We start from the raw sequence: 21,114 nt of genomic DNA, 5'->3' as shown, positions 1-21,114 counted from the left end.
CCGGCCTGGGGGCTTTACACCACGGGCGCGAGGGGCGGCACGTCGGTGGCCGACACGCGGTTGCGTCCCGACGCCTTGGCCTGGTACAGCTCGGCATCGGCGGCGTCGGTCCAGGCGCGCAGGCTGCTGTGGCGGTGGTCGGCGGCAGCCACGCCCAAGCTGCTGGTGAATTGCAGTTCAGGCATGTCGTGCAGCCGCATCGCCTGCACCTGTTCGCAGATGCGCTGCGCAACGGCCAGCGCCTTGTCCATGTGCATGCCGCGCAGCACGATGGCGAACTCATCACCGCCATAGCGCCCGGCGCAGTCGGTGGTGCGCACGTTGCTGCGCACGATGTGCGCCAGCGCCCGGATGGCTTCGTCGCCCACGGTGTGGCCGTGCAAATCGTTGATCTGCTTGAAATGGTCGATGTCGAGCATCACCAGGCACGCGGGCTCGCCGGTGGCGTGGTGCAGGCGCAGCGCGGCTTCGGCCTGTTCTTGCCAGTGGCCACGGCCGTACAGGCCCGTCAGGGCGTCAATGCGGCGCAATTCGTCGAGCAACTGGTTCTGCCGCGACACCTGGCGGATCAGGCGGTAGCTGGCCACGCTGACCGAGACGGTGTGCAGGGCCATCACGGGCAGGCAGGCAATGATCACCGGCATCGACGTGGTGGGCGCCCACTCGAAACCCGTGAGAGCACCGCCGGCCAGCATGCCCACGGCCATGCCGGGCAGAGAGCGCAGCCACAGGCCGCGAATGCCGGTGGTGATCTTGTCCACCACGGTGAGCGTGATCAGCAGCACGCTGGGCAGCAGATTGAAGTGCATCAGCGGCACCAGCGCCGTGACCAGGGCCGAATCGAGCAGCAGGTTGCGGATTTCGGCGCGGTAGGGTTCACCGCTCAGGCGGCTGAACTGGTAGGCCACGTGGGGCCAGATGAAGCTGACGAGGGCCATCCACGCCCATGGGCCCCAGCCTGCCCGCTGCTCCCACAGCACGGTGCCCACCACCAGGCCGCCCAGTCCCATGCCCAGCACGCGCAGGGGATATACCCGGCGAGAGAGCTGGCGTCTGGGGTCGGTCATGCGGCGGCCTTGGAGATGGCAAGTGGGAAGAAGAGGGGGGGCGGCCCGGCTGCGGCGCTGCCGCAGGGCGTTGTTACGAAATCTTACATGGACCGCGCAGCCAAGGCCAGCAAAAAATTGTCACCTGGGCGGCACCGGCGTGCCCAGCGCGGCCTCGAGGTGCTGCAGGCGCTGGCGCAGCTGGGCCACTTCTTCAATCAGGTCGGTGGTGAGGGCTGCCAGGTGGGGGTCGGCGTCGAAAGTGGTCTCCAGGTGGGCGAGGCGGCGCGCGCGCACTATGCTGGCGCTGGCGAAGCGCCAGTGGCCGCCCTGGCCCTCGGCTTGCAGCAGGCCGGTTTCGAGCCGCTCGCTCACCCAGGTGGGCGCCATGTGGCAGATGCGGGCCAAGTCTTCGAGAGACAGCGGGGCCATGTCGTCGAGCAGTTCGCCCGGTTGGGCGCTGGCTTGGGGTGTGGTGGTCATGGTTGAACTCCGGCGCGGGGGGTGAAGCGGGCAAATGCCTGGGCCAGCGCCGTGTAGGCAGCGCGTTCTGCGTCGGTGTGCGCTGGCGGCAGCGCTACCGTGAGTTCGAGGTACAGGTCTCCCGGCGTGGCGGCGGGGATGCCACGTCCCTTGAGGCGCAGCTTGCGCGGAGGGCGCGAATGCGCGGGCACCGTCACCTCCACGGTGCCGGACGGTGTCTGCACTTCGATGGTGGCGCCCAGCTCTGCCTCCCAAGGGGCCAGGGCCACCGGCTGGTAGACGTCGCGGTCGATCGCGCGCCAGCGGGCGTCGGGCTTGAAATGGACCTCCAGGAACAGATCGCCTGCCGGTGCGCCGTTCAAGCCGGGGCTGCCCTGGCCGGACAGGCGGATGAGCTGCCCTTCGCGCACGCCTTTAGGGATCTTGACCTGCAGGCTGCGCTCTTCCTGCACGACGTGGCCGGCGTCATCCAGCCGCGCGCCGCGCAGCGCCAGGTTGCGCTCGGCACCATGGTAGGCGTCGAGCAGGTCAAGCTCGATCTTCGCGTGGTGGTCGTTGCCGCGCGAGGGTGGCGCATCCGTCCACGTGCTGGCCCCTTGCGCATCGCGGTGCGGCCTTCGGGTGCGCTGCGCGTGGCGGCCGAAAATCTGCTCGAAAAAGTCGCTGAAATCGCCGTCCGGCCCGCCCGCCGAGCCACCTCCGTCGGAGAACTCGAAGCCGGCGTCCCAGTTGGGCGGTGGGCGGAAATCCTGCCCGGCGCGGTGCGGCTGCTGGCCCAGCGCGTCGTAGGCCTGCCGCTTCTCGGGGTCGGACAGCACGGCGTTGGCTTCGTTGATCTCCGCCATGCGGGCCACGGCGTCGGTTTCCTTGCTGACGTCGGGGTGGTATTTGCGCGCCAGCTTGCGGTAGGCCTTCTTGATTTCGTCGGCGGTGGCGGTTTTGGCAACGCCCAGTACTTGGTAGTAGTCCTTGAATTCCATGCGTGTCCTTCGCGGTGGGCGGCGCGCTGCCGCCGCTTCTACTGTAGCCCTGCGGCCCCCGCGCCCGCAACCGCGGTGTGCGGGCCGCTGGATGCATGCTATTGATTGGATAGCTGTTTGCGCACATCAATCGAGCGCGACAGGCACTTTTGTTTCAAACTTTGCGCGCCGCGTGGCAAAGAAGGCCTTGACGTTGCGCACGTTGGCATCGCCCGTGAAAAGCCGCTGGGTGAGCTGCAGATAGGCCGGCATGTCGCGCGTGTACACCACCAGCACGAAATCGGGGCCGGGCGACACGCGCCAGCACTGTTGCACGGCGTCCTCCCGCACGGCGCGGGCTTCGAAGGCGTCGAGCTGCTCGGCGCCCTGCCGGTCGAGCGACACCTCGACGATGCAGGCCAGCCCATGGCCGCACAGCGCCGCCAGGCGGTCGGGCTGCACGATGGCCACCTGCCGCTCGATGAGCCCGGCCTCGTGCAGGCGCCGCACGCGCCGCAGGCAAGTGGGGGGCGACACGTGCACTTGCTCGGCCAGGCTCTGGTTGTTTTGCCCGGAATCGCGCTGCAGCAAGTCGAGCAGGTGCAGGTCAATGGCATCGAGCGCGATGGATTGCATAAATTGTCAATATTTGAATAAATATTTCACCATCTTATGGCGATGAAACAAAATTTCAATTGCAGCAAAAAATCAATCGAAAATTAGGCGACGCATTGCCTACGATCGCCCCATTCCCCAGAAGCAGGAGGCTTTCCATGTGCGGCATCGTCGGCGCGGTTTCCACGCGCAACATCGTTCCCATCCTCGTACAGGGCCTGCAGCGGCTGGAGTACCGGGGCTACGACTCGTGCGGCCTGGCCGTGCATGCCTCTGGTGGTGACGCTGGCCAGCCTACAGGCCTGCAGCGCGCCCGCAGCACGGCGCGGGTGGCGGATCTGCTTGAGCAGGTTCGCACCGATCACATCGAAGGCGCCACTGGCATCGCCCACACGCGCTGGGCCACGCATGGCGCGCCGGCCGTGCACAACGCCCATCCCCATTTCAGCCACGGAACGGGCCCGGCATCGAACACCTTGGGGCGCGTGGCACTGGTGCACAACGGCATCATCGAGAACCACGAGGAGTTGCGCGCCCAACTGCAGGCGCGCGGCTATGTTTTCACCAGTCAGACCGACACCGAGGTCATTGCGCACCTGGTGGACAGCCACTACGGCGGCGATCTTTTCGAGGCGGTGCGGGCTGCCGTTGGCGAACTGCGCGGCGCCTACGCCATCGCCGTGCTGCACAAGGACGAGCCGCACCGCGTGGTGGGCGCGCGCGCCGGCTCGCCGCTGATCCTGGGCGTGGGCAAGGACCGCAGCGAGCACTTTCTTGCCAGCGATGCCATGGCCCTGGCCGGGGTGACCGACCAGATCGTCTATCTGGAAGAAGGCGACCTGGTGGACCTGCAGCTGGGCCGCTACTGGATCGTGGGCAAGGGCGGCGGCGCCAAGGATGCGCTCACCCCGGCACAGCGCCCCGTGCGCACCGTACAGGCCTTTACCGGCGCGGCAGAGCTGGGCCCTTATCGGCACTACATGCAAAAAGAAATCTTCGAGCAGCCGCGTGCCATCGCCAACACGCTAGAAGGCGTGCAGGGCGTCGTGCCCGAGCTGTTCGATGGGCCTGGGCGCGACGGCCAACCGGGTACGGCGGCCTGGCGCGTTTTCAAGGAAATCGACAGCGTGCTCATCCTGGCCTGTGGCACCAGCTACTACAGCGGTTGCACGGCCAAATACTGGCTCGAAGACATCGCGGGCATCCCCACCCAGGTCGAGGTGGCCAGCGAATACCGCTACCGCACCAGCGTGCCCAACCCGCGCACGCTGGTCGTCGTCATCAGCCAGAGCGGCGAGACGGCCGATACCCTGGCGGCGCTGCGCCACGCACAAAGCCTGGGCATGCGGCACACCCTCACCATCTGCAACGTGGCCACCAGCGCCATGGTGCGCGAGTGCGAACTGGCCTACATCACCCGTGCGGGCGTGGAGATCGGCGTGGCCAGCACCAAGGCCTTCACCACGCAGCTGGCCGGGCTGTTCCTGCTTACGCTGGCCCTGGCGCAGTCGCGCGGCCGCCTCACCGATGAGCAGGAGGCCGCGCACCTCAAGGCCATGCGCCAGCTACCCAGCGCCCTGCAGGCCGTGCTGGCGCTCGAACCCCAGATCATCGGCTGGGCCGAAGTCTTTGCGCGCGTGGAAAACGCCCTGTTCCTGGGCCGGGGCCTGCACTACCCCATCGCCCTTGAGGGGGCGCTCAAGCTCAAGGAGATCAGCTACATCCACGCCGAGGCCTACCCAGCCGGTGAACTCAAACATGGCCCGCTGGCCTTGGTGACCAGCAGCATGCCCGTGGTGACCGTGGCACCCAACGATGCGTTGCTCGAAAAGCTCAAGAGCAATTTGCAGGAAGTGCGCGCGCGCGGCGGCGTGCTCTATGTGCTGGCCGACGCAGACACACACATCGAGAGCAGCGATGGCATCCACGTCATCCGCATGCCCGGCCACTATGGCCAGCTCAGCCCGCTGCTGCACGTGGTGCCGCTGCAACTGCTGGCCTATCACACAGCCTGCGCGCGTGGGACGGATGTGGACAAGCCAAGGAACTTGGCCAAGAGTGTGACCGTTGAGTGATGGCTGACGTCGCCTCAACATTTGTGACTCCAACAAATAAAGTCTGTCGGGCGCAAATGAAGTTCGTCGGGAAAATTCCACTTTAAGAAATGCGAAACTGCCTCAGTTGAGGCGCTTTCGTGCCTGATCACGACGGTGTACGGGCGGTGGGGGGGACTGCTTCAGGCTGGTTGCTGCCACTCAACTTCGGCAGTCAAGAACCGCTGACGTCGATACAGGACACTGGGAAGTGGTTGTAGTTTTGCCTCGGCGCAAAGGAGTAGAGTGGCATTCGAAGAGGCTCGCCATCTGCAGCAGGGTCATAGCTTGATGTTATGCGCCCATGGCTCACGTTGGGCGGTTTCCTTCATCTTGAATATGAATCGTGAGTTGGTGTTAGCCACCATGGCCGCACGAGCTCCCTTTCTGCCACTTCCCCCCCAGATCGGGCTGCGTTTGCGGTCGTCATTGAACAACGCGCCAAGGGCGAAATTTGTTCAACTATTGACCGGGCACTATCGACCTAGTCGAATCAACAATTGAGGAACAGATCGGGGTAATTGCGTTTGTTCGACAGCGCACAGACCAAGTGCACTAAACGCGGGTACAAGGAGATCAGCGTGCCGCATGTTCTTTCGCGGTGCTGTTTATCTGTATAGGAGCTCTCCATGTCCCATCCCTTCACCCTTGCCTCTGCGTGGGACACGTCTTCCGTGGGAGAGCCTGCAGATATTTCGCTGCTGGAGCTCTCCCACTTGGGTGAGCATCTGGAGCATTGTGTCGCGTTGCGCGGACAACTGGAGCGGTTTCTCGCTGGGGTCGCATGGCTCCAGGCTGTCGTTGCTGAGCATGTGGTGACCGTGGCACTGCTGATCACGCTGCTTGTAGGGGCTGTATCGCTGGTGGGGTAAGGGCGGCACGCATGGGCTTACGTACAGAATGGCCATGGGTTTCTGACGCGATCGAGCGCATGCTCGATGCCAGGAGGGGGCAGGTGCTGGAGCCCTTGCGGGCAGAAGTCTTTGGCGTGGCCCGCTTTGAAGAGCATGGCCGCCATCTGGGCGCGACACACGACGCGGGCAAGGCGCCGTTTGGTCGCGCCACGTTTTATCCACGATTGCAGGGCAATATCCGCGCGTTGCGGGCAGCGTATCGATACATCTTTGATGCGCCGCACGACGAGCACGCTATCAGCCCGGCCGCCGAATGGCTGTTTGACAACTTCCACCTGATCGAGAGCCAGCTCAAAGAGATACGGGCCGGGCTGCCGCCGCGTTATTACCGCTCGCTGCCGGTGTTGAAAGGCGCGCCGCTGGTGGGCCTGCCGCGCGTGTACGGCCTGGCCTGGTCGTTTGTGGCGCACACAGACAGCGCTTTTGACGAATCGCTGCTGGTGCGGTTTCTCAATGCCTACCAGCAGAGCCGCGAACTGACCCAGGGCGAGCTGTGGGCGCTGCCCACCACTTTGCGCGTGGTGCTGATCGAAAACCTGCGCCGCCTGGCCGAGCGCCTGGCCAGCCACAAGGCTGCGCAGGAATTGGCCAGCCTGTGCGCCACCCGCTACAACGACCTCACTGTGCAGGCGTTGGACGGCGCATTTGCTGCGATGGAGCTGCGCGGCGTGGGACTCGTGTTCCTGGTCCATTTGGCACAGGCCGCCGCGGGGCGCAGAACGGCGGGTGGGCACACTCCAGCGCAGCCGCTCTCACCCGTGCAGCTGTGGCTGCAAACCGCAGTGCCCGACCTCGTGGCGTTGCAGAACCAGCAGCAGATCAACCAGGCGGCGGACCAGCTGAGCATGGGCAATGCTGTCACGGCACTGCGGCTGATCGGTGCAGCCGACTGGTCCGACATCATCAGTCAGGCTAGCCTGGTGCTGCGCGTCATGCTGCAGTCGTCCGTGTTTGCGGCCGAGGACGAAGCCACGCGCAACACCACGCTGCACGGCATTGAACGTCTCTCGGCCCGCAGCGGGCAGGGCGAGGCTGCCGTTGCGCAGACGCTTCTGGCCAGGATGTCGGGCGCCGGAGGTGATGGTGCGGAAGCGCTGGCTGGCTACTGGCTGCAAGGTGCTGGACGCCGAGAGCTGGAGCAGGCCCTAGGCGCCGGCCGCCACGCCAGCGATGCGGTTGCCCTGTGGCGCTCCGTTATGGGGGTGTCCCGGGTGCCGTTGTACCTGGGCGCCTTGCTGATCGGCTCGCTGGGGCTGCTAGCTTGGCTGATGGCGCACCCGTGGGCCACACAGGGTGGGACAAACGCCAGCGCACCCCCACTCGCAGGTCTGGTGCTGGTGACCGCCCTGTTGCTTCTGCCCGTGTCCGAGATCGTGGTGGCGGTAGTCAACCGGCTCATCAGCGAATCCATCAAGCCCACCCACATGCCGCGCTACCTGCTGCCTGCGGGCATCCCGGCATCGGCGCGAGTGCTGGTGGCCATTCCGGCCCTGCTTAGCAGCACCGGCACCATCGACCGGCTGGTGCACCGCCTGCATCTGCACTACCTGGCCAACCCCGAGCCCTATGCGCAGTTCGCGCTGTTGACCGACGGCGTAGATGCCGATGACGCCGAGCAGCCGGAAGACGGTAGATTGCTGGGGCATGCAAAGGGCCTGATGCAGGTCTTGAACACGCAGCATCCCCTCCCAACGGGCAGTGCCCCGCGTTTTGTGCTGTTGCATCGCGCCCGCATCTACAGCGCGACGCAGCAGCAGTGGATTGGCTGGGAGCGCAAGCGCGGCAAGCTAGAGCAATTGGTGGCAGAGTTGGCCACCGGGGTGCCGGGCGCTTTCATCGACTTGGGCGAGCTCTCACGCCTGGCACCGCAGACCCGCTATGTACTCACGCTCGACAGTGATACGCAGCTCCCACCAGGCCGCCTGCGCGCCCTGGTGGGTGTGGCCGAGCATCCCCAGAACCAGCCCCGGCTCGACGCTGCGGGCCAGCGCGTCGTGCAGGGCTACGGGATTCTGCAGCCGCGTGTGCTGGCGCCGCTGCCTGCGGGCGCCAACACTTCGCTCTGGCAGTGGCTGTTCGCGGGGCAGCAGGGGCTGGACCCCTACAGCGCCATGACGTCTGATGTGTACCAGGACTTCTTTGCCGAAGGCAGCTTTACCGGCAAGGGCCTGCTGCATGTGGCCACGGTGCATGCCGTGCTGGGTGGACGCCTGCCTACAGACCAGGTGCTGAGCCATGACATGCTCGAAGGCGCGCTGGTGCGCTGCGCCGTGGTGAGCGACGTGACCCTGGTGGAGGCCGAGCCTGAGCACAGCGACACTGCCGCCGCCCGCCTGCACCGCTGGACGCGAGGCGACTGGCAGCTGTGGCCGTTTCTTGTGCAGGCCCGCCGCTGGGGCCTCTCGCCCATCAACCGTTGGAAGCTGCTAGACAATCTGCGCCGCTCGCTGGTGGCGCCCGCATCGCTGCTGCTTCTGTTGTTGGCCTTGGCCGGTCTGGTCCTGCCTCTGCTCACCGCGCTGGCCGTGGTGGTGGCAGCGTATGCCGCTGGGCCCGTGATGGGTGCGCTGGCGGGCTGGGTGCCGCGACGCTGGGGGGTGGTGGGCGTGCGTTACGTTCACGAGGCCTCGGGGGACCTGCTGCGCGCCATGGCCAGCGGCATATGGCACCTGGCCATGCTGCCCCAGCAGGCCCTGCTGCTGAGCGATGCCATCGTGCGCACCGTGCACCGGCAGGCCGTGAGCCGCTGGCACCTGCTCGAGTGGACCACGGCCGAGGCAGCACACAACACCCTGGTCACGGGCCTGGGCGCCACGCTGCGCCGGCATGTAGCCGCGCCTGTGCTGGCGCTGGGCTGTGCCCTGGCGCTTGGGGCATTGGGCGCGTCGGGCACATGGGCCGTAGGGTGGCCGCTTCTGGCGCTCTGGGCACTGTCGCCACTGCTGGTTTGGCTGGCCAATGCGGCGCAGCCCAGCCGGGGCTCGCAGCAGCTTTCCGCAGAAGACCGGCGCTTGCTGGACGGCGTGGCGCGCGACACCTGGCGATTGTTCGAGCGCTGCGTGGACGTGCAAAACCACCACCTGCCGCCCGACAACCTGCAGACCGCACCCTATGAAGTGGTGGCACACCGCACGTCGCCCACCAACATCGGTCTGTATCTGCTGAGCGCCAGCTGCGCGCGCCAATTCGGCTGGATTGGCACGCTGGAGCTGCTCGACCGGCTCGAAGCCACGCTGGGCACGCTCCAGGCGATGGAGCGGCACCGGGGTCACTTCCTGAACTGGTACGACACCGAAACATTGCAGCCCCTGCGCCCACGCTATGTGTCGACGGTGGACAGTGGCAACCTCTGCGCCCACCTGATGACCGTGGCGCAGGCCTGCAGCGCACTGGCGGCGCAACCGCTGTCGCCTGAGGCGGGCGAGCAGGCCATCCGCACATCGCTGGCTCGTCTGCTACCCCGGCTGGGTGCGCTCCACCATGGCATGCGGGGCCTGCAGCACCAGTCTGCGCTGAGCCGCCTGCTGGGCATGGCCCTACCCAACCCCGCGCACCAGCCCGAGGCCACCGCGTTTCGCGCGTTGCTGGCGCAGGCGCAAGAGGAGCTGCGCGGCATGGCCGAGCCATGGCACGCCGCCATCGTGCACACCCGGCCCACGGCCCACGACGAGCTGTTGTGGCTGCTGGCCGACCATCTGGCCACGTTGCACTCGGTGGACCGCGACGCGCAGGCCGCGCACAGCGGCGGCGCACCCGACGCTGCACGACGGCTACTGGCCTTGGCCGAGGCGCTGGATGCGCTGGCCTGGCAGGCCGACTTCTGGTTTCTTTACCACCCCCGGCGGCACCTGCTGCACATCGGCTACCGGCTGGAAGAGCAGCAGCTTGACACTTCGTTCTACGACCTGCTGGCTTCCGAATCACGCACCACCAGCATGATGGCCATGGCCAAGGGCGATCTGCCCGTGCGGCACTGGTCGGCACTGGGCCGGCCGTTCTTCGCCAACGGCTACCACGCGGTGCTGCGCTCGTGGTCGGGTTCGATGTTCGAGTACCTCATGCCCACCCTGGTGATCGCCGAGTCCTACCACAGCGCCCTGGGCGAGGCAGGGCGTTCCGCCCTGCGCGAGCATGTAACGTATGTGCAGGACCTGGACAAGGACATGCCTTGGGGCATTTCCGAATGTGCCTATGCCGGGCGCGACCACACGCTGGCATACCAATATGCCCCGCAGGGCGTGCCCCGGCTGGCGTTGCGCGTCGCGCCGGTGGGCGAGCTGGTGATTGCGCCCTATGCCACGGCGCTGGCCACACTGGTGGACGCCGGGGCGGCCTGCGACAACTTTCGCACGCTGGCTGCGCTGTCGGCGCGCGGACGCTACGGTTTTTTCGAGGCGCTGGATTTCACGCCAGAGCGCCAAACCCATGGCGAGAAACTCACGCTGGTCAGCACCTACATGGCCCACCACCAGGGCATGACCATCGTGGCGCTGGCCAACGTGCTCATGGGCGGTGTGGCACAGCGCTGGGGCACGGCGCATGCACGCATCGAGGCCGTGCTGCCGCTGTTGCAGGAGCGTGCCCCGCGCGAGCTGCCCACCTTGCTGACTACACCGCCGCGCCTGCCGCTGCATGCGCGCCAGCAAAAAACGCCCGACCATGTGCGGCCCGTGACACCAGGCACCCAGGCGTTGGAGCCCACCCATCTGCTTAGTAACGGGCGCTACAGCGTCACGCTGCGCCCCAATGGTGCGGGCTGGAGCCGCTGGCACCAGACTGGCATCAGCCGCTGGCGCGACGATGCCTTGCGCGACGCGCATGGCAGCTTTATTTACGTGCGGCAAATGGGCTCCAGCGTGCCTGCATCTGTCACCAGCCACCCCGCGCCCGATGCGCGTGCGGTGTACCGCAGCATCTTCCACACCGACCGCGTGTGCTTTGACGCGCTGTGGCCTGGGCTGAGGGCGCACACCACCGTGTGGGTGAGCCCGGAAGACGACATCGAACTGCGCAAGGTGGTGGTGAGCAACCTGGGCGACGAGGTGATCGAGCTGGAACTGATCTCGGCCCTCGATATCACCTTGGCCACCCACGCGGCCGACGAGGCACATCCGGCGTTCTCCAACCTCTTCATCACAGCGCAATGGCTTCCCGCTCAGCAGGCACTGCGGTTTGTGCGCCCCCCCCGCCTGCAAACTGAAACCACGCTGCAGGCCGCGCACTTCGTGGCCGGAGCAGAAGGGAACGTGCTGGGCCTGCGTTGCCAGACCGACCGGCGACTTTGGCTGGGGCGCAACCACGCGCCCGGCCAGCCGCTGGCGCTGATGGCCCGCGTGCCCGAGTTGGCTGCCGAGCTGGACACGGGCCTGGACCCTGTAGCCGCCCTGGGCGTGATGCTGCGCATTGCACCCGGTGCGCACGCTTGCGTCACGTTTGCCACGGCGGCTTCGCAAGACCCGGCCACCCTGCTGGCCATCATCGATAAATACCGTCAGCCAACCTATGTGGAGCGGGCTTCTGCCATGTCGGCCACGCTGGCTAGCATCCAGTGGGCGTCGCAGCGCCCGCACCGCGACTACCTGCCCGCAGTGCAGGCCTTGACCACGGCACTGGTGTTGACGTTGCCCAAGGTGGAGGCGGTGAATGCGGGCCTGCTTGCCACGCCCATGGCCCCCCATCGCGTGTGTGACCGCCGCGTGCTGTGGCAGCTCGGAATTTCTGGCGACAGGCCGCTGGTTCTGGTCATGGCCGGGTCGCGGCAGGGTCTGGGCTTGCTGCGCACGCTGGCCCAGGCGCTGCGCGAATGGGCGCATGGCGGTGTGGCCTGCGACATGGTGGTGCTGAGCAATGAGCCCCACTCCTACGACATGCTTTTGCAGCGCGAGCTCTTCCTGCTGCGCGAACACCACGAGGCTGGTCTGCAGACCCTCTCGGGCCCGGTGGTCACCGGCCTGCATGTGCTTCGGCTCGATGATTTGTCGGCAGAGCAGCTGGGCACGTTCGCCAGCCTGGCCCGCATGACGCTGAAGGCCGATGGCCATGCGCTCATGCACCAGGTAAAGGCCTGGGTGGCCGCCCATGGCGTGTCCATGGCCAGCCCCTGGCGCGGTGGCGCCACCGACGAGGTACCTACACACCAGCCCAGCACACCCGTGCCCGCGCCGGTGGGCACTTTCGCACCGGTCACCGGCACCTTCGTGTTTGATGTATCGCAGGGCCTGCGGCCCTCAAAACCGTGGGTCAATGTGCTGGCCAATGCGCAGCTCGGAGCGATTGTGTCCGAAAGCGGCACGGGCAACACCTGGGCGCTGAACAGCCGCCTGAACCAGCTCACCGCCTGGTCCAACGACCCGGTTGCTGACCCGCCCGCCGAATGGCTGCTGCTGCAGGACCGGCGCACGCGCGAAGTGTGGAGCCTGACGCCATCGGCCTGGGGCGCAGCCGATGCGACGTACCGCGTGGAGCATGCCCAGGGCACCACCACCATTCGCCACCGCCAAGGTTCGCTGGACGTAGAGGTGCGATGGTGTGTCGATCCCGTCACCGCCATCAAGCAGGTGCATGTGCAGGTGCGCAACCTGGGAACCAGGCGCGAGCACCTGCGCCTTATTGGCATGGTGGAGTGGATGATGGGCGACAAGCGCGGCGACCGCGCCACGCTGGCCACCGCACCGCGCTTCGCGCCGCTGCCTGATGGCCGCCTGCTGGGCCTGTTGTGCACGCAGGTCGAGGCGGCCCCAGGCTTTGGCGGTGGCACCGCATTTTTTTGCGAGGCCTCGGCCGGGCAGGGCACGGACGACCATGCAAACGACAGTCTGGACTGGACCTGTGATCGCCGCGAGTTCTTCGATGCCCGCGGCGACCTGGTGGTGCCCCTGCAACTGGGGCAGCGCAGCGGGTTTGGGCTGGACCCCTGCGCGGCCCTGACGCGCATGGTCACGCTGCGGGCCGGGGCGGCGTTCGAGCGTGTGTACCTGATGGGCTACGCCCCCACCGAAGCGGCGGCTCTTGCGCTGGTCAATGAGGCCATGGCCGTGGCCGCCAGTGCGCGTGAAGATGCGTGTATTGAGCGCTGGAATGCGCTGCTTGGTGCTACCAACGTCACCACGCCCGATCCGCTGCTCGACGTGCTGGTCAACCGCTGGCTGCTCTACCAGACGGTTGCATCGCGCCTGTATGCCAAGGCGGGCTTTTACCAGGCAGGCGGCGCCACCGGCTACCGTGATCAGTTGCAGGACGCCATGGCCTTGGCCTGGGCCCAGCCGGACACCTTGCGCGTGCAGATCTTGCTGTGCGCATCGCGCCAGTTTGAAGCAGGTGACGTGCAGCACTGGTGGCACACGCCGGGCGGGGCCGGGGTACGCACGCATTTCTCTGACGACCTGCTGTGGTTGCCCTTTGCCTGCGCGCATTACCTGGAACGCACTGGGGACAATAGCGTGCTGGACGAGCAGGTGGCGTTTCTGGAAGGCTCGGCCATCCCCGAGGGGGCAGAAGACATCTATGAGTCCCCGAGCGCCAGCGCCACCACGGCCAGTGTGTATGAGCATGCCGCCCGCGCCATCGACCGCAGCCTGCGCACGGGCGCGCACGGCCTGCCGCTGATGGGCGGCGGAGACTGGAACGATGGCATGAACCGCGTGGGCGATGGCGGGTGCGGCGAATCGGTGTGGCTGGCGTGGTTCCTGTGCGCCATCGTCACCGACTGGGTTCCACTAGCCCACACGCAGGGCGACCTCGCCCGTGTGGAGCGCTGGGACACCGCGCTGCGCGGCTGGCGCGCTGCGCTGGAGACCGAGGCGTGGGACGGCGACTGGTACCAGCGCGCCTTTTTTGATGACGGCACCGCCCTTGGCAGCCACACACGGACGGAGGGGCGTATTGACCTCATTGCGCAGGCCTGGTCGGTGCTCTCTGGCGCTGCACCGCCTGAGCGGCAGCGCAGCGCGATGGACGCGGTCGAGGCCCATCTGGTGGACCCTGCCGCAGGGTTGATCCAACTGCTGACCCCCCCGCTACGCCACGCCGAGCCCAGCGCGGGCTATATACAGGCCTACCCGCTCGGCGTGCGCGAGAACGGCGGCCAGTATGCGCATGGTGGCGTCTGGGCGCTGATGGCTGCCGCCGCGCTGGCGGTGGGGGAGCCCGGGAACCCTGAAGCGTTTGATGTGCCTTACCGCTACTTCACCTATCTCAGTCCCGCCCACCATGCGCAGCACGCCGTGTGGGGCCCGCGCTATGGGGTGGAGCCCTATGTGATGGCCGCCGACATCTACAGCCAGCCGCCTTATGTGGGGCGCGGCGGCTGGAGCTGGTACACGGGCGCGGCGGGCTGGTTGCACCGGGCGGCGGTGGAGTCGATCCTGGGGCTGCAGATGCGGGCCCAGGAGCTGTTCTTCACGCCCTGTCTGCCCTCACACTGGCCGGGCGCAGAGATTACGCTGGTGCGCCAAGGGCGCACCCTGCGGTTTATTCTGGTGCGGGTGGAGTCCGTGGCAGCCCAGCGTACATTGCCCGGCGATGCCCCGTACGGCGCACGCCTGCTGCAGGTGGGGCAGCGCCTGAACTGGCAGGATCTGACCACCAACGCCTGCTTCGTCATTCCGTTCTGGACCGGCGCAGAGCCGGGTACCCACCCGCTCACGCCTGCGCTGGCCCCGGCTGCCAAGTCTGCCAGGTAATTGTTTGTATGTGCGATAGCGCACATACTGCGCCGGGCGCAGCGTGGAAAACTCATTTTCTTACAGCGCACCACCCAGGGGCGACGTAGTCGTGTGCCGGTTTTGAACTGGAAAAGATGAACAAAGGGGCTGCCATGAAACAACCTAACTCCCCCTTGCAGAACCAGTTGCTGGCGGCTTTGCCGGAGGCTGAGCTGCAGCGCTGGCTGCCCCACCTGGAACCGGTGGAGCTGAACCTGGGGCAGGTGCTGTATGAGTCCGGGGCGGCCATGCTCTATGTGTACTTTCCAACCAGCACCATCGTGTCCTTGCTTTACGTGCTGGAGGATGGGGCCTCTGCCGAGATTGCGGTGGTGGGCTTCGAGGGCTTGGTGGGAATATCGATTTTCATGGGCGGCGGCACCACGCCCAGCCGCGCCGTGGTGCAGAGCGCGGGTTCGGGTTATCGCCTGCGTGCGGATGTGATCAAGCAAGAGTTCGAGCGCTCCGGGCCGGTTATGCACCTGTTGCTGCGCTATACGCAGGCACTGATCACCCAGATGGCGCAAACGGCCGTATGCAACCGCCACCACTCGCTGGACCAGCAACTGTGCCGCTGGCTGCTGCTCAGCCTCGATCGCCTGCAAAGCAATCAGCTCGTGATGACCCAGGAGCTGATCGCCAACATGCTGGGCGTGCGCCGCGAGGGCGTGACCGAAGCGGCACTCAAGCTGCAGCGCGCGGGTCTCATCAGCTATGCGCGGGGGCGCATTGATGTGCTTGACCGACCGGGCCTGGAGGGCCGCACTTGTGAGTGCTACGGGGTGGTGAAAAGAGAATACGACCGCTTGCTGCCCACACGCACCGCCAGCTAGCTGGCTGGCTGGGCAGGACAGGGCGCTTGCACTTTGGGCGTGCCCTGTATGGCCTGCTGTGTGCGCTGGCAGACAGTCACGCCGCAAAGGGGCGCCCACACTGCGCACAGACCTGCGCAAGGCAAGCTTCTGTGCAGTCGTCGTGACGCCGCTTCTTTGAGCGGCGCTGACCGACCCGTGAGACGTCCTGATGCATCGCCCAGAAAACTCCCTTCTTCAACAGCTGCCCCCTGCAGCGCGACAGCAGCTGCTGGGCCATTGCGAGCCGTTCGAGCTGGTGCTCTCAGCTGAATTGAGTACGCGCGGCGAACCCCTGAGCCACGCCCATTTCCCCATGGAAGGGTTTCTGTCCCTGGTGATTGATGTGGACAGCCATCCGCCGCTGGAAGTCGGCATGGTGGGGGCCGAGGCCATGCTGGGGTCGGAGCTGATTTTGGGGTTGGCGGCCACGCCCTGGCGGGCACTGGTGCAGGGTGCGGGGTCGAGCTGGCGCATTGGCGCCAGAGAGCTCAGGGCACAGATCAATGCGATTCCCGCATTGGAAACGTTGCTCCAGGCCTGTTTGTTGATGCGCTTGCATCAGCAGACGCTGGCGGCCGCGTGTCAGCGCTATCACCTGATCGCACCACGCCTGGCTCGCTGGTTGTTGATGAGCCAGGACCGGTCACGGTCTGAGAGTTTCCACGTGACCCAGGAATTCATGGCCTTGATGCTGGGCGTGCGCAGGGTCGGCGTAACCGAGGCAGCCAGCCATTTTCAGGACAGCGGGCTCATTGCATACCACCGGGGCGAACTCACGGTGCTCAACCGCAAGGCGCTGGAAGCCGCAGCCTGCAGCTGCTATGTCGCCGACAAGGAGATCTACAACCGGTTGATGATGGTCAAAAAATGACCGAGGCGCTACACGCCCGGTGCGTCCTTGTGCTCCCACTGGTGCATGTCTGCCTGTGCCTGGCTCCCTGAATGTGGCCCATTTTCAACACGCTGTGGATCAGACTCGCCCAGCGGCTCTGAGGAAGTGATTCCCGCAGGGCGTGGCATTCTCAGTGCCGGGCAGATGCGTTGTGGACACTGCAGGAACTGGTGGCATTGAATCCAGATGCGGCCGACTCGCCATAAAGCGCAAATCCGCTTCGGCCGCGCTTTGCCGCATACATCGCTGCATCGGCGCAGGCCAGCAGGTCTTCTGCCGTAGTGTCTTGCTGGGAGCAGATGGCAATGCCAATGCTCGGGCGCACCAGCAGTTGCACGCTATCGATCTTCATGGGGCACGACACAGCGTCCAGCAGTTTGGCGCACAGCTGGCGCAAGGGCACTGGATCTGCCACGCCTCGCAGCAGGCATGCAAACTCGTCGCCGCCCAGACGCACCACCATGTCGCCGTGGCGCACTGCCCCAATCAGGCGTGCAGCGGTGATGCGCAGCACCTCGTCGCCCACGCCATGCCCGTGGGTGTCATTCACGGCCTTGAAGTCGTCGAGATCGAGGTACAGCACCGTGGGTCCCGTGCTGTCGGGTCCGTGTTGGGCGAGAGCATGGTCCAGTTGCTGCAGCAGATGGCGGCGGTTGGGCAGGGCGGTCAGATCGTCGTGCAAGGCCAGGTGGCGCGCTTGGCGCTCGCCGCTGCGCACACAGGCCAGGTCGGCCTCGGCCTGGGCAAGTGCCGTCTTGGCATGTTGAAATGCGCGCTCCAGCGCCTGCCGCTGCGCGGATTCGCGTTCGAGAGCCTGATTCAACATCTCCAGTGCAGCGACGCATTCAGGCACGCTGAAATCCGGGTCGGGTTGAGCCGGAGTGGCGCACGCCAGCTGGGGGAGGGGGCTGCCGTTGTACAGGCCGCAGTAAATCCACTGCACCCGAAGCGCCCGGAAAACCTGACTCCAGTGACGCACTTGCACCGCGGTGGGCCAGGACACGGTGAGGGCCTTGCCTGACATGAACTGTCTGTGGTTGATCGCCATACGCTGAACCTTTTGTGTTCCTGCCTTCGCCCAGGGGTGCGTGGGGCAGCAGGGCGCCCGTACGGGCACACCATCAGACCGAGCCCTTGCTGCGGCTGATTTTGGGGCGACGGGGTTTGCGTAACTGTCTGCCACCGCACATAGTTGACGCCGGATTGAAACCATGTGTTTCGCGGTGATCGTGCGGCAGCACCACTGCACGCATCAAGTCGGATGGCCGGGGCTCAAAGACTCTTCACTCCATGGGTGCGGTTACGAACAGACGGGGCCGCTGCAGCATGGGACAGTGATTCCATCGGTCATCCACATGGAGGCCAGCTTTCCAAGGGCCTGTTTTACATGCTTCACCATTCCATTTTCCGCTGCCTGTCCGGTGCCTTTCTGGGGGCACTGGCCATGGCGTCGTTGCAGGGCTGCCGGCGCACCGATATGGTCAGCACCTGGGTGCCCCCGAGCCCGGCATCGACGATGTACGTGGAAGACGGTGTGCTCGCGTCACGCGTGCGCGCCGCGCTGATTCTCTCGCCCGTGCAGCACAGCATCGACATCAACATCGAATCGCACCAGGGGGTGGTGCTGCTCAGCGGCACGGCGGCCGACAAGACGCAGATGGATGTGGCCGTGTTCGTGGCACAGACCGTGCCGAGCGTGAACAGGGTGGATAGCGTCATGTTTTCCACCGGCGCCGAGCCGGCCACGGCCAACCTCAGCAGTTATGCCCCGAGCCTCGATGAGCTGCGGGCCAGGCGTTTGCTCCAAAGCACCCAACAGTTCTAGCCCAAGTGCCTTCTGCCCGTCACTCAGGTGGTAGTTGTTGGGCAAGGGGAATAAAGCTGCTAAAGGCCAACTCCGGGGAGGCTAACGACTAGATCGGCTAGAAGGTAGGGCGTTTCGTGTTCCATTTCATCGAGACGGACAACGCCACTTCGGAGTAGGGCCTGCCATCGGCGCCGTCACCTACACGCCCGGAAGGTGGTGCACCACGCATCGTAAATGGCTTGGGCCGGTCAATATGAATTGCAGACGCCTTTGTCTGCTTACATCGGGGAGTGCCATGACCCCCATTCCATCTCAACATCCCAAGCCCAATGCACCAAATCAATCAACCCCGTCCCAACCGGGGCGAAACCGGGGCCCCGGCGATCAGCCGCGCCACGCGATGCTTGCCGCAGCGCCCGCCCAGGTCGCGCATGTCCAGCGTGAGCTAGCGGTAGCCATAGGCACCGCCGCTCTCCAGCTATGCCTGCTTGACCAAGCCCAGCAGCCTCTGGTCGTCCTTGGCCCATGGACTCTGCGGCGCTGCCTTCCACGCGTAGTAGCCGCTGGGATGCAACTGCATCACCTTGCACATGCGCCGCACGCTGTGTTCCGGCGCATGGCGCTGGATGAATTCTTATCTCACCCGGACTGCCTAGCAAAGTACGCGGCGGCCTTTTCTAGGATGTCGCGCTCCTCGGTCACGCGCTTGAGTTCAGCCTTCAGTCGCCGCAGCTCCTCGGTCTGGGACGTCTGCATCTGTCGTTCTGGCGCGGGCACCGCATAGGCCTTGATCCACTTGTACAGGCTGTGCTGGCTCACGCCGATCCGGGTGGACACATCGGCCACCCGGTGGCCTCGCTTCGTGATCTGCTTGACCGCTTCGATCTTGAATTCTTCGGGATATGCCTGCTTTGTCATGGCACCTCCTATTGGTGCCTCAGGTTTGAGGCTCGAAGGTTTCTAGTTCAGCCGGGGCGATTCAGCCTGCCTTCAGTGGGCCTGCAGACCTGGCAGCAGTCGCTCGTATTCGCCCCGGACCACGGCATAGCATTCGCAACTGCGTTTTTCGAGTCCCGCGCGGTCCAGCACCGTGATGTGGCCGCGCTGGTAGCGGATCACGCCGTCTCTTTGCAGGCTGCACGCGGCGTCGGTCACGCCTTCGCGGCGCACGCCCAGCATGTTGGCGATCAGCTCCTGCGTCATCCCTAGCGCGTTGCCCTCCAGTCGGTCGAGGCTGAGCAGCAGCCAGCGGCACAGCTGCTGATCCACCGAGTGGTAGCGGTTGCACACGGCGGTTTGTGAAATCTGCGTGATGAGGGCTTGGGTGTAGCGCAGCAGCAGATGCATCAACGGCCCAGTGCGGTTGAACTCTTGGGTCAGCAGGGGCGCCTGGAGCCGGTAGCCCTCGCCCGCGCTCTGCACGACCGCACGGCTGGGGGTGGATTCACCGCCCAAGAACAGGGCAATGCCCACAACGCCCTCGTTGCCGACCAAGGCAATCTCTGTGGAGGCGCCGTTTTCCGTCACATAGAGCAGGGAGACGATGGCGGTCGTGGGGAAATAGATATGGCCGAGCTTGCCCCCGGACTCGTACAGGGCCTTGGCCAGGGGCATTTCCACCCGCTCCAGGTGGGGCTGAACGCGCTCCCATTCGAGGGCGGGAAGCGCCGCCAGCAGGTGGTTGGCGCGCGGGTCGGAAACCAATGCCATGCAAGTCTCCCATGTGGAGCCCGACGCGCGGCCGGGGTGACTGCCGCCAACTGCGATCACCATCCCAGTATAGAGAAGAGTGCCGGGGAGTCCATACCCGATGCATGGGCAATGTGGCCTGCCGCACAGACGGAATCGGGGCCTGCGCGTACGTTCAACGGACGAGTCCGTTCCAGTGACACGGCCCCATTTCGGAGATCTCACCATGGAAACCCTCTTTATCCGCCAAGCTGGCAGTCGCCCGCAGGCGTGCGCCCCTGACTCCAGTCAGATTCAGAATCCACCCGCCACGGCGCAGCCGTTGGCAGAGTGCCCTTCGCTGCCGGAGCCGCCGGGCAGGGGGCGCCGTCTCACCGAGGGGATCTTGCTGTGGGCAGGCGAGGCCCGCAGCAAGTACACCGGTCTCCATTACGACCGCCTCGTTGGTGCTCTGGGCCGGCGTTCTCTGCCGCCGCTCGTGCACGGGGCGCACGCTGGGCCTGTGTGCACCGGGGCCATGGGCGGTGAACCCTGCGATTGGGAGCGAAGCTGCATGGACTTGTTGGGCATTTCGTATGAGGCAGGCGTGTACGGGGTGGGCGAGTTCCATTGCGACAGCCTCCAGGATGCGGTGACCTATGCCTATCTGCGGCGCCACACGGACGGACTGGGGCTGTCATGGTGATACTGCGCGGGCACCGGCATGGGTGATTTTGTGCACCCCGTCCCGTTTTTCCATGAAGCCTCGGGGTCGGTGCGGTTCTGGGTGTCCGTGGGCGAGTGCCTGGTGGGCGCCAGCGTCGCGCAGGGGGGGGCTGCACCACTGCTATCGCCCAGATGCCCAGGGTGAGGATCCACTGAAAACCTACCGCACCCACATCGAAGATATTGCCGCCGCTGTACGCAGGTGCGTGGCTCAGGGGTCGATCGAGCCGGCGATGGTGCGGGAGTTCGACCTGCGTACTCCGGTGCGCAACAGACGAAACCGTTGAGTCCAGTAACCAGTGAGCTGTGTCCGTCCGCTATCGAACGGACGGGACCATTTTCTCGGGCGTAAGGT

At 65.7% G+C, this 21,114-nt stretch carries 13 protein-coding genes and 1 pseudogene; 7 read left to right on the top strand and 7 right to left on the bottom strand.

Annotated elements, in window-relative coordinates; translation table 11 throughout:
* Window positions 1-14: 14 nt before the first annotated feature.
* The 4 genes from ACDELDRAFT_RS01070 to ACDELDRAFT_RS01055 all read right to left on the bottom strand — a co-directional run bounded on the left by ACDELDRAFT_RS01070 (window position 15) and on the right by ACDELDRAFT_RS01055 (window position 3,124).
* The gene (locus ACDELDRAFT_RS01070) at window positions 15-1,067 is read right to left on the bottom strand and encodes a sensor domain-containing diguanylate cyclase (RefSeq protein WP_005792872.1); all 1,053 of its coding nucleotides are present in this window, start codon (window positions 1,065-1,067) and stop codon (window positions 15-17) included.
* Between the two features lie 120 nt (window positions 1,068-1,187).
* Window positions 1,188-1,529 carry a chaperone modulator CbpM gene (locus tag ACDELDRAFT_RS01065; RefSeq protein WP_005792871.1) on the bottom strand — a complete coding sequence of 114 codons (342 nt, stop codon included), beginning with the start codon at window positions 1,527-1,529 and terminating at the stop codon, window positions 1,188-1,190.
* On the bottom strand, window positions 1,526-2,509 hold the full coding sequence (locus ACDELDRAFT_RS01060) for a DnaJ C-terminal domain-containing protein (protein ID WP_005792869.1): 984 nt from the start codon (window positions 2,507-2,509) through the stop codon (window positions 1,526-1,528). The genes ACDELDRAFT_RS01065 and ACDELDRAFT_RS01060 overlap by 4 nt, the downstream gene beginning before the upstream one ends.
* 126 nt (window positions 2,510-2,635) lie before the next feature.
* A complete protein-coding gene (locus ACDELDRAFT_RS01055) occupies window positions 2,636-3,124 on the bottom strand; it encodes an Lrp/AsnC family transcriptional regulator (protein WP_005792867.1) in 489 nt (162 codons plus the stop codon).
* A gap of 137 nt (window positions 3,125-3,261) precedes the next feature.
* On the opposite strand from ACDELDRAFT_RS01055, the gene glmS reads away from it, so the two are divergent.
* The 5 genes from glmS (at window position 3,262) to ACDELDRAFT_RS01030 (ending at window position 16,537) form a co-directional block, all read left to right on the top strand.
* On the top strand, window positions 3,262-5,178 hold the full coding sequence (glmS, locus tag ACDELDRAFT_RS01050) for a glutamine--fructose-6-phosphate transaminase (isomerizing) (protein ID WP_005792866.1): 1,917 nt from the start codon (window positions 3,262-3,264) through the stop codon (window positions 5,176-5,178).
* A 647-nt stretch (window positions 5,179-5,825) separates the two neighbouring features.
* Window positions 5,826-6,068 carry a hypothetical protein gene (locus ACDELDRAFT_RS01045; RefSeq protein ID WP_005792865.1) on the top strand — a complete coding sequence of 81 codons (243 nt, stop codon included), beginning with the start codon at window positions 5,826-5,828 and terminating at the stop codon, window positions 6,066-6,068.
* Between the two features lie 59 nt (window positions 6,069-6,127).
* A complete protein-coding gene (locus ACDELDRAFT_RS01040; protein WP_040327630.1) occupies window positions 6,128-14,791 on the top strand; it encodes a GH36-type glycosyl hydrolase domain-containing protein in 8,664 nt (2,887 codons plus the stop codon).
* A gap of 134 nt (window positions 14,792-14,925) precedes the next feature.
* Window positions 14,926-15,645, top strand: a complete 720-nt coding sequence (locus ACDELDRAFT_RS01035) for a Crp/Fnr family transcriptional regulator (protein ID WP_005792863.1) — start codon at window positions 14,926-14,928, stop codon at window positions 15,643-15,645.
* 190 nt (window positions 15,646-15,835) lie between these two features.
* On the top strand, window positions 15,836-16,537 hold the full coding sequence (locus ACDELDRAFT_RS01030) for a Crp/Fnr family transcriptional regulator (protein WP_005792862.1): 702 nt from the start codon (window positions 15,836-15,838) through the stop codon (window positions 16,535-16,537).
* 151 nt (window positions 16,538-16,688) lie between these two features.
* Here the strand turns inward: ACDELDRAFT_RS01030 and ACDELDRAFT_RS01025 are convergent, their stop codons facing one another.
* Window positions 16,689-17,561: a GGDEF domain-containing protein gene (locus ACDELDRAFT_RS01025; protein WP_232504680.1), complete on the bottom strand. Its 873-nt coding sequence runs from the start codon at window positions 17,559-17,561 to the stop codon at window positions 16,689-16,691.
* Window positions 17,562-17,945: 384 nt separating this feature from the next.
* Here ACDELDRAFT_RS01025 and ACDELDRAFT_RS01020 point away from each other — a divergent pair, with 384 nt between their 5' ends.
* On the top strand, window positions 17,946-18,383 hold the full coding sequence (locus ACDELDRAFT_RS01020) for a BON domain-containing protein (protein ID WP_005792860.1): 438 nt from the start codon (window positions 17,946-17,948) through the stop codon (window positions 18,381-18,383).
* Window positions 18,384-18,711: 328 nt separating this feature from the next.
* On the opposite strand, the pseudogene ACDELDRAFT_RS23820 reads toward ACDELDRAFT_RS01020, so the two are convergent.
* Together ACDELDRAFT_RS23820 and ACDELDRAFT_RS01010 are read right to left on the bottom strand one after the other, a co-directional pair.
* Window positions 18,712-19,283: pseudogene (locus ACDELDRAFT_RS23820) on the bottom strand (transposase); the annotation flags it as partial.
* A 72-nt stretch (window positions 19,284-19,355) separates the two neighbouring features.
* The gene (locus ACDELDRAFT_RS01010; RefSeq protein ID WP_005792856.1) at window positions 19,356-20,075 is read right to left on the bottom strand and encodes a Crp/Fnr family transcriptional regulator; all 720 of its coding nucleotides are present in this window, start codon (window positions 20,073-20,075) and stop codon (window positions 19,356-19,358) included.
* Window positions 20,076-20,607: 532 nt separating this feature from the next.
* Here ACDELDRAFT_RS01010 and ACDELDRAFT_RS25940 point away from each other — a divergent pair.
* On the top strand, window positions 20,608-20,739 hold the full coding sequence (locus tag ACDELDRAFT_RS25940; RefSeq protein ID WP_269763803.1) for a hypothetical protein: 132 nt from the start codon (window positions 20,608-20,610) through the stop codon (window positions 20,737-20,739).
* The last annotated feature ends 375 nt before the right edge of the window (window positions 20,740-21,114 follow it).

The sequence above is a fragment of the Acidovorax delafieldii 2AN genome (assembly GCF_000175235.1).
GTDB lineage: Bacteria > Pseudomonadota > Gammaproteobacteria > Burkholderiales > Burkholderiaceae_C > Acidovorax > Acidovorax delafieldii_B.
This window is presented reverse-complemented; position numbering and strand designations above follow the sequence as displayed.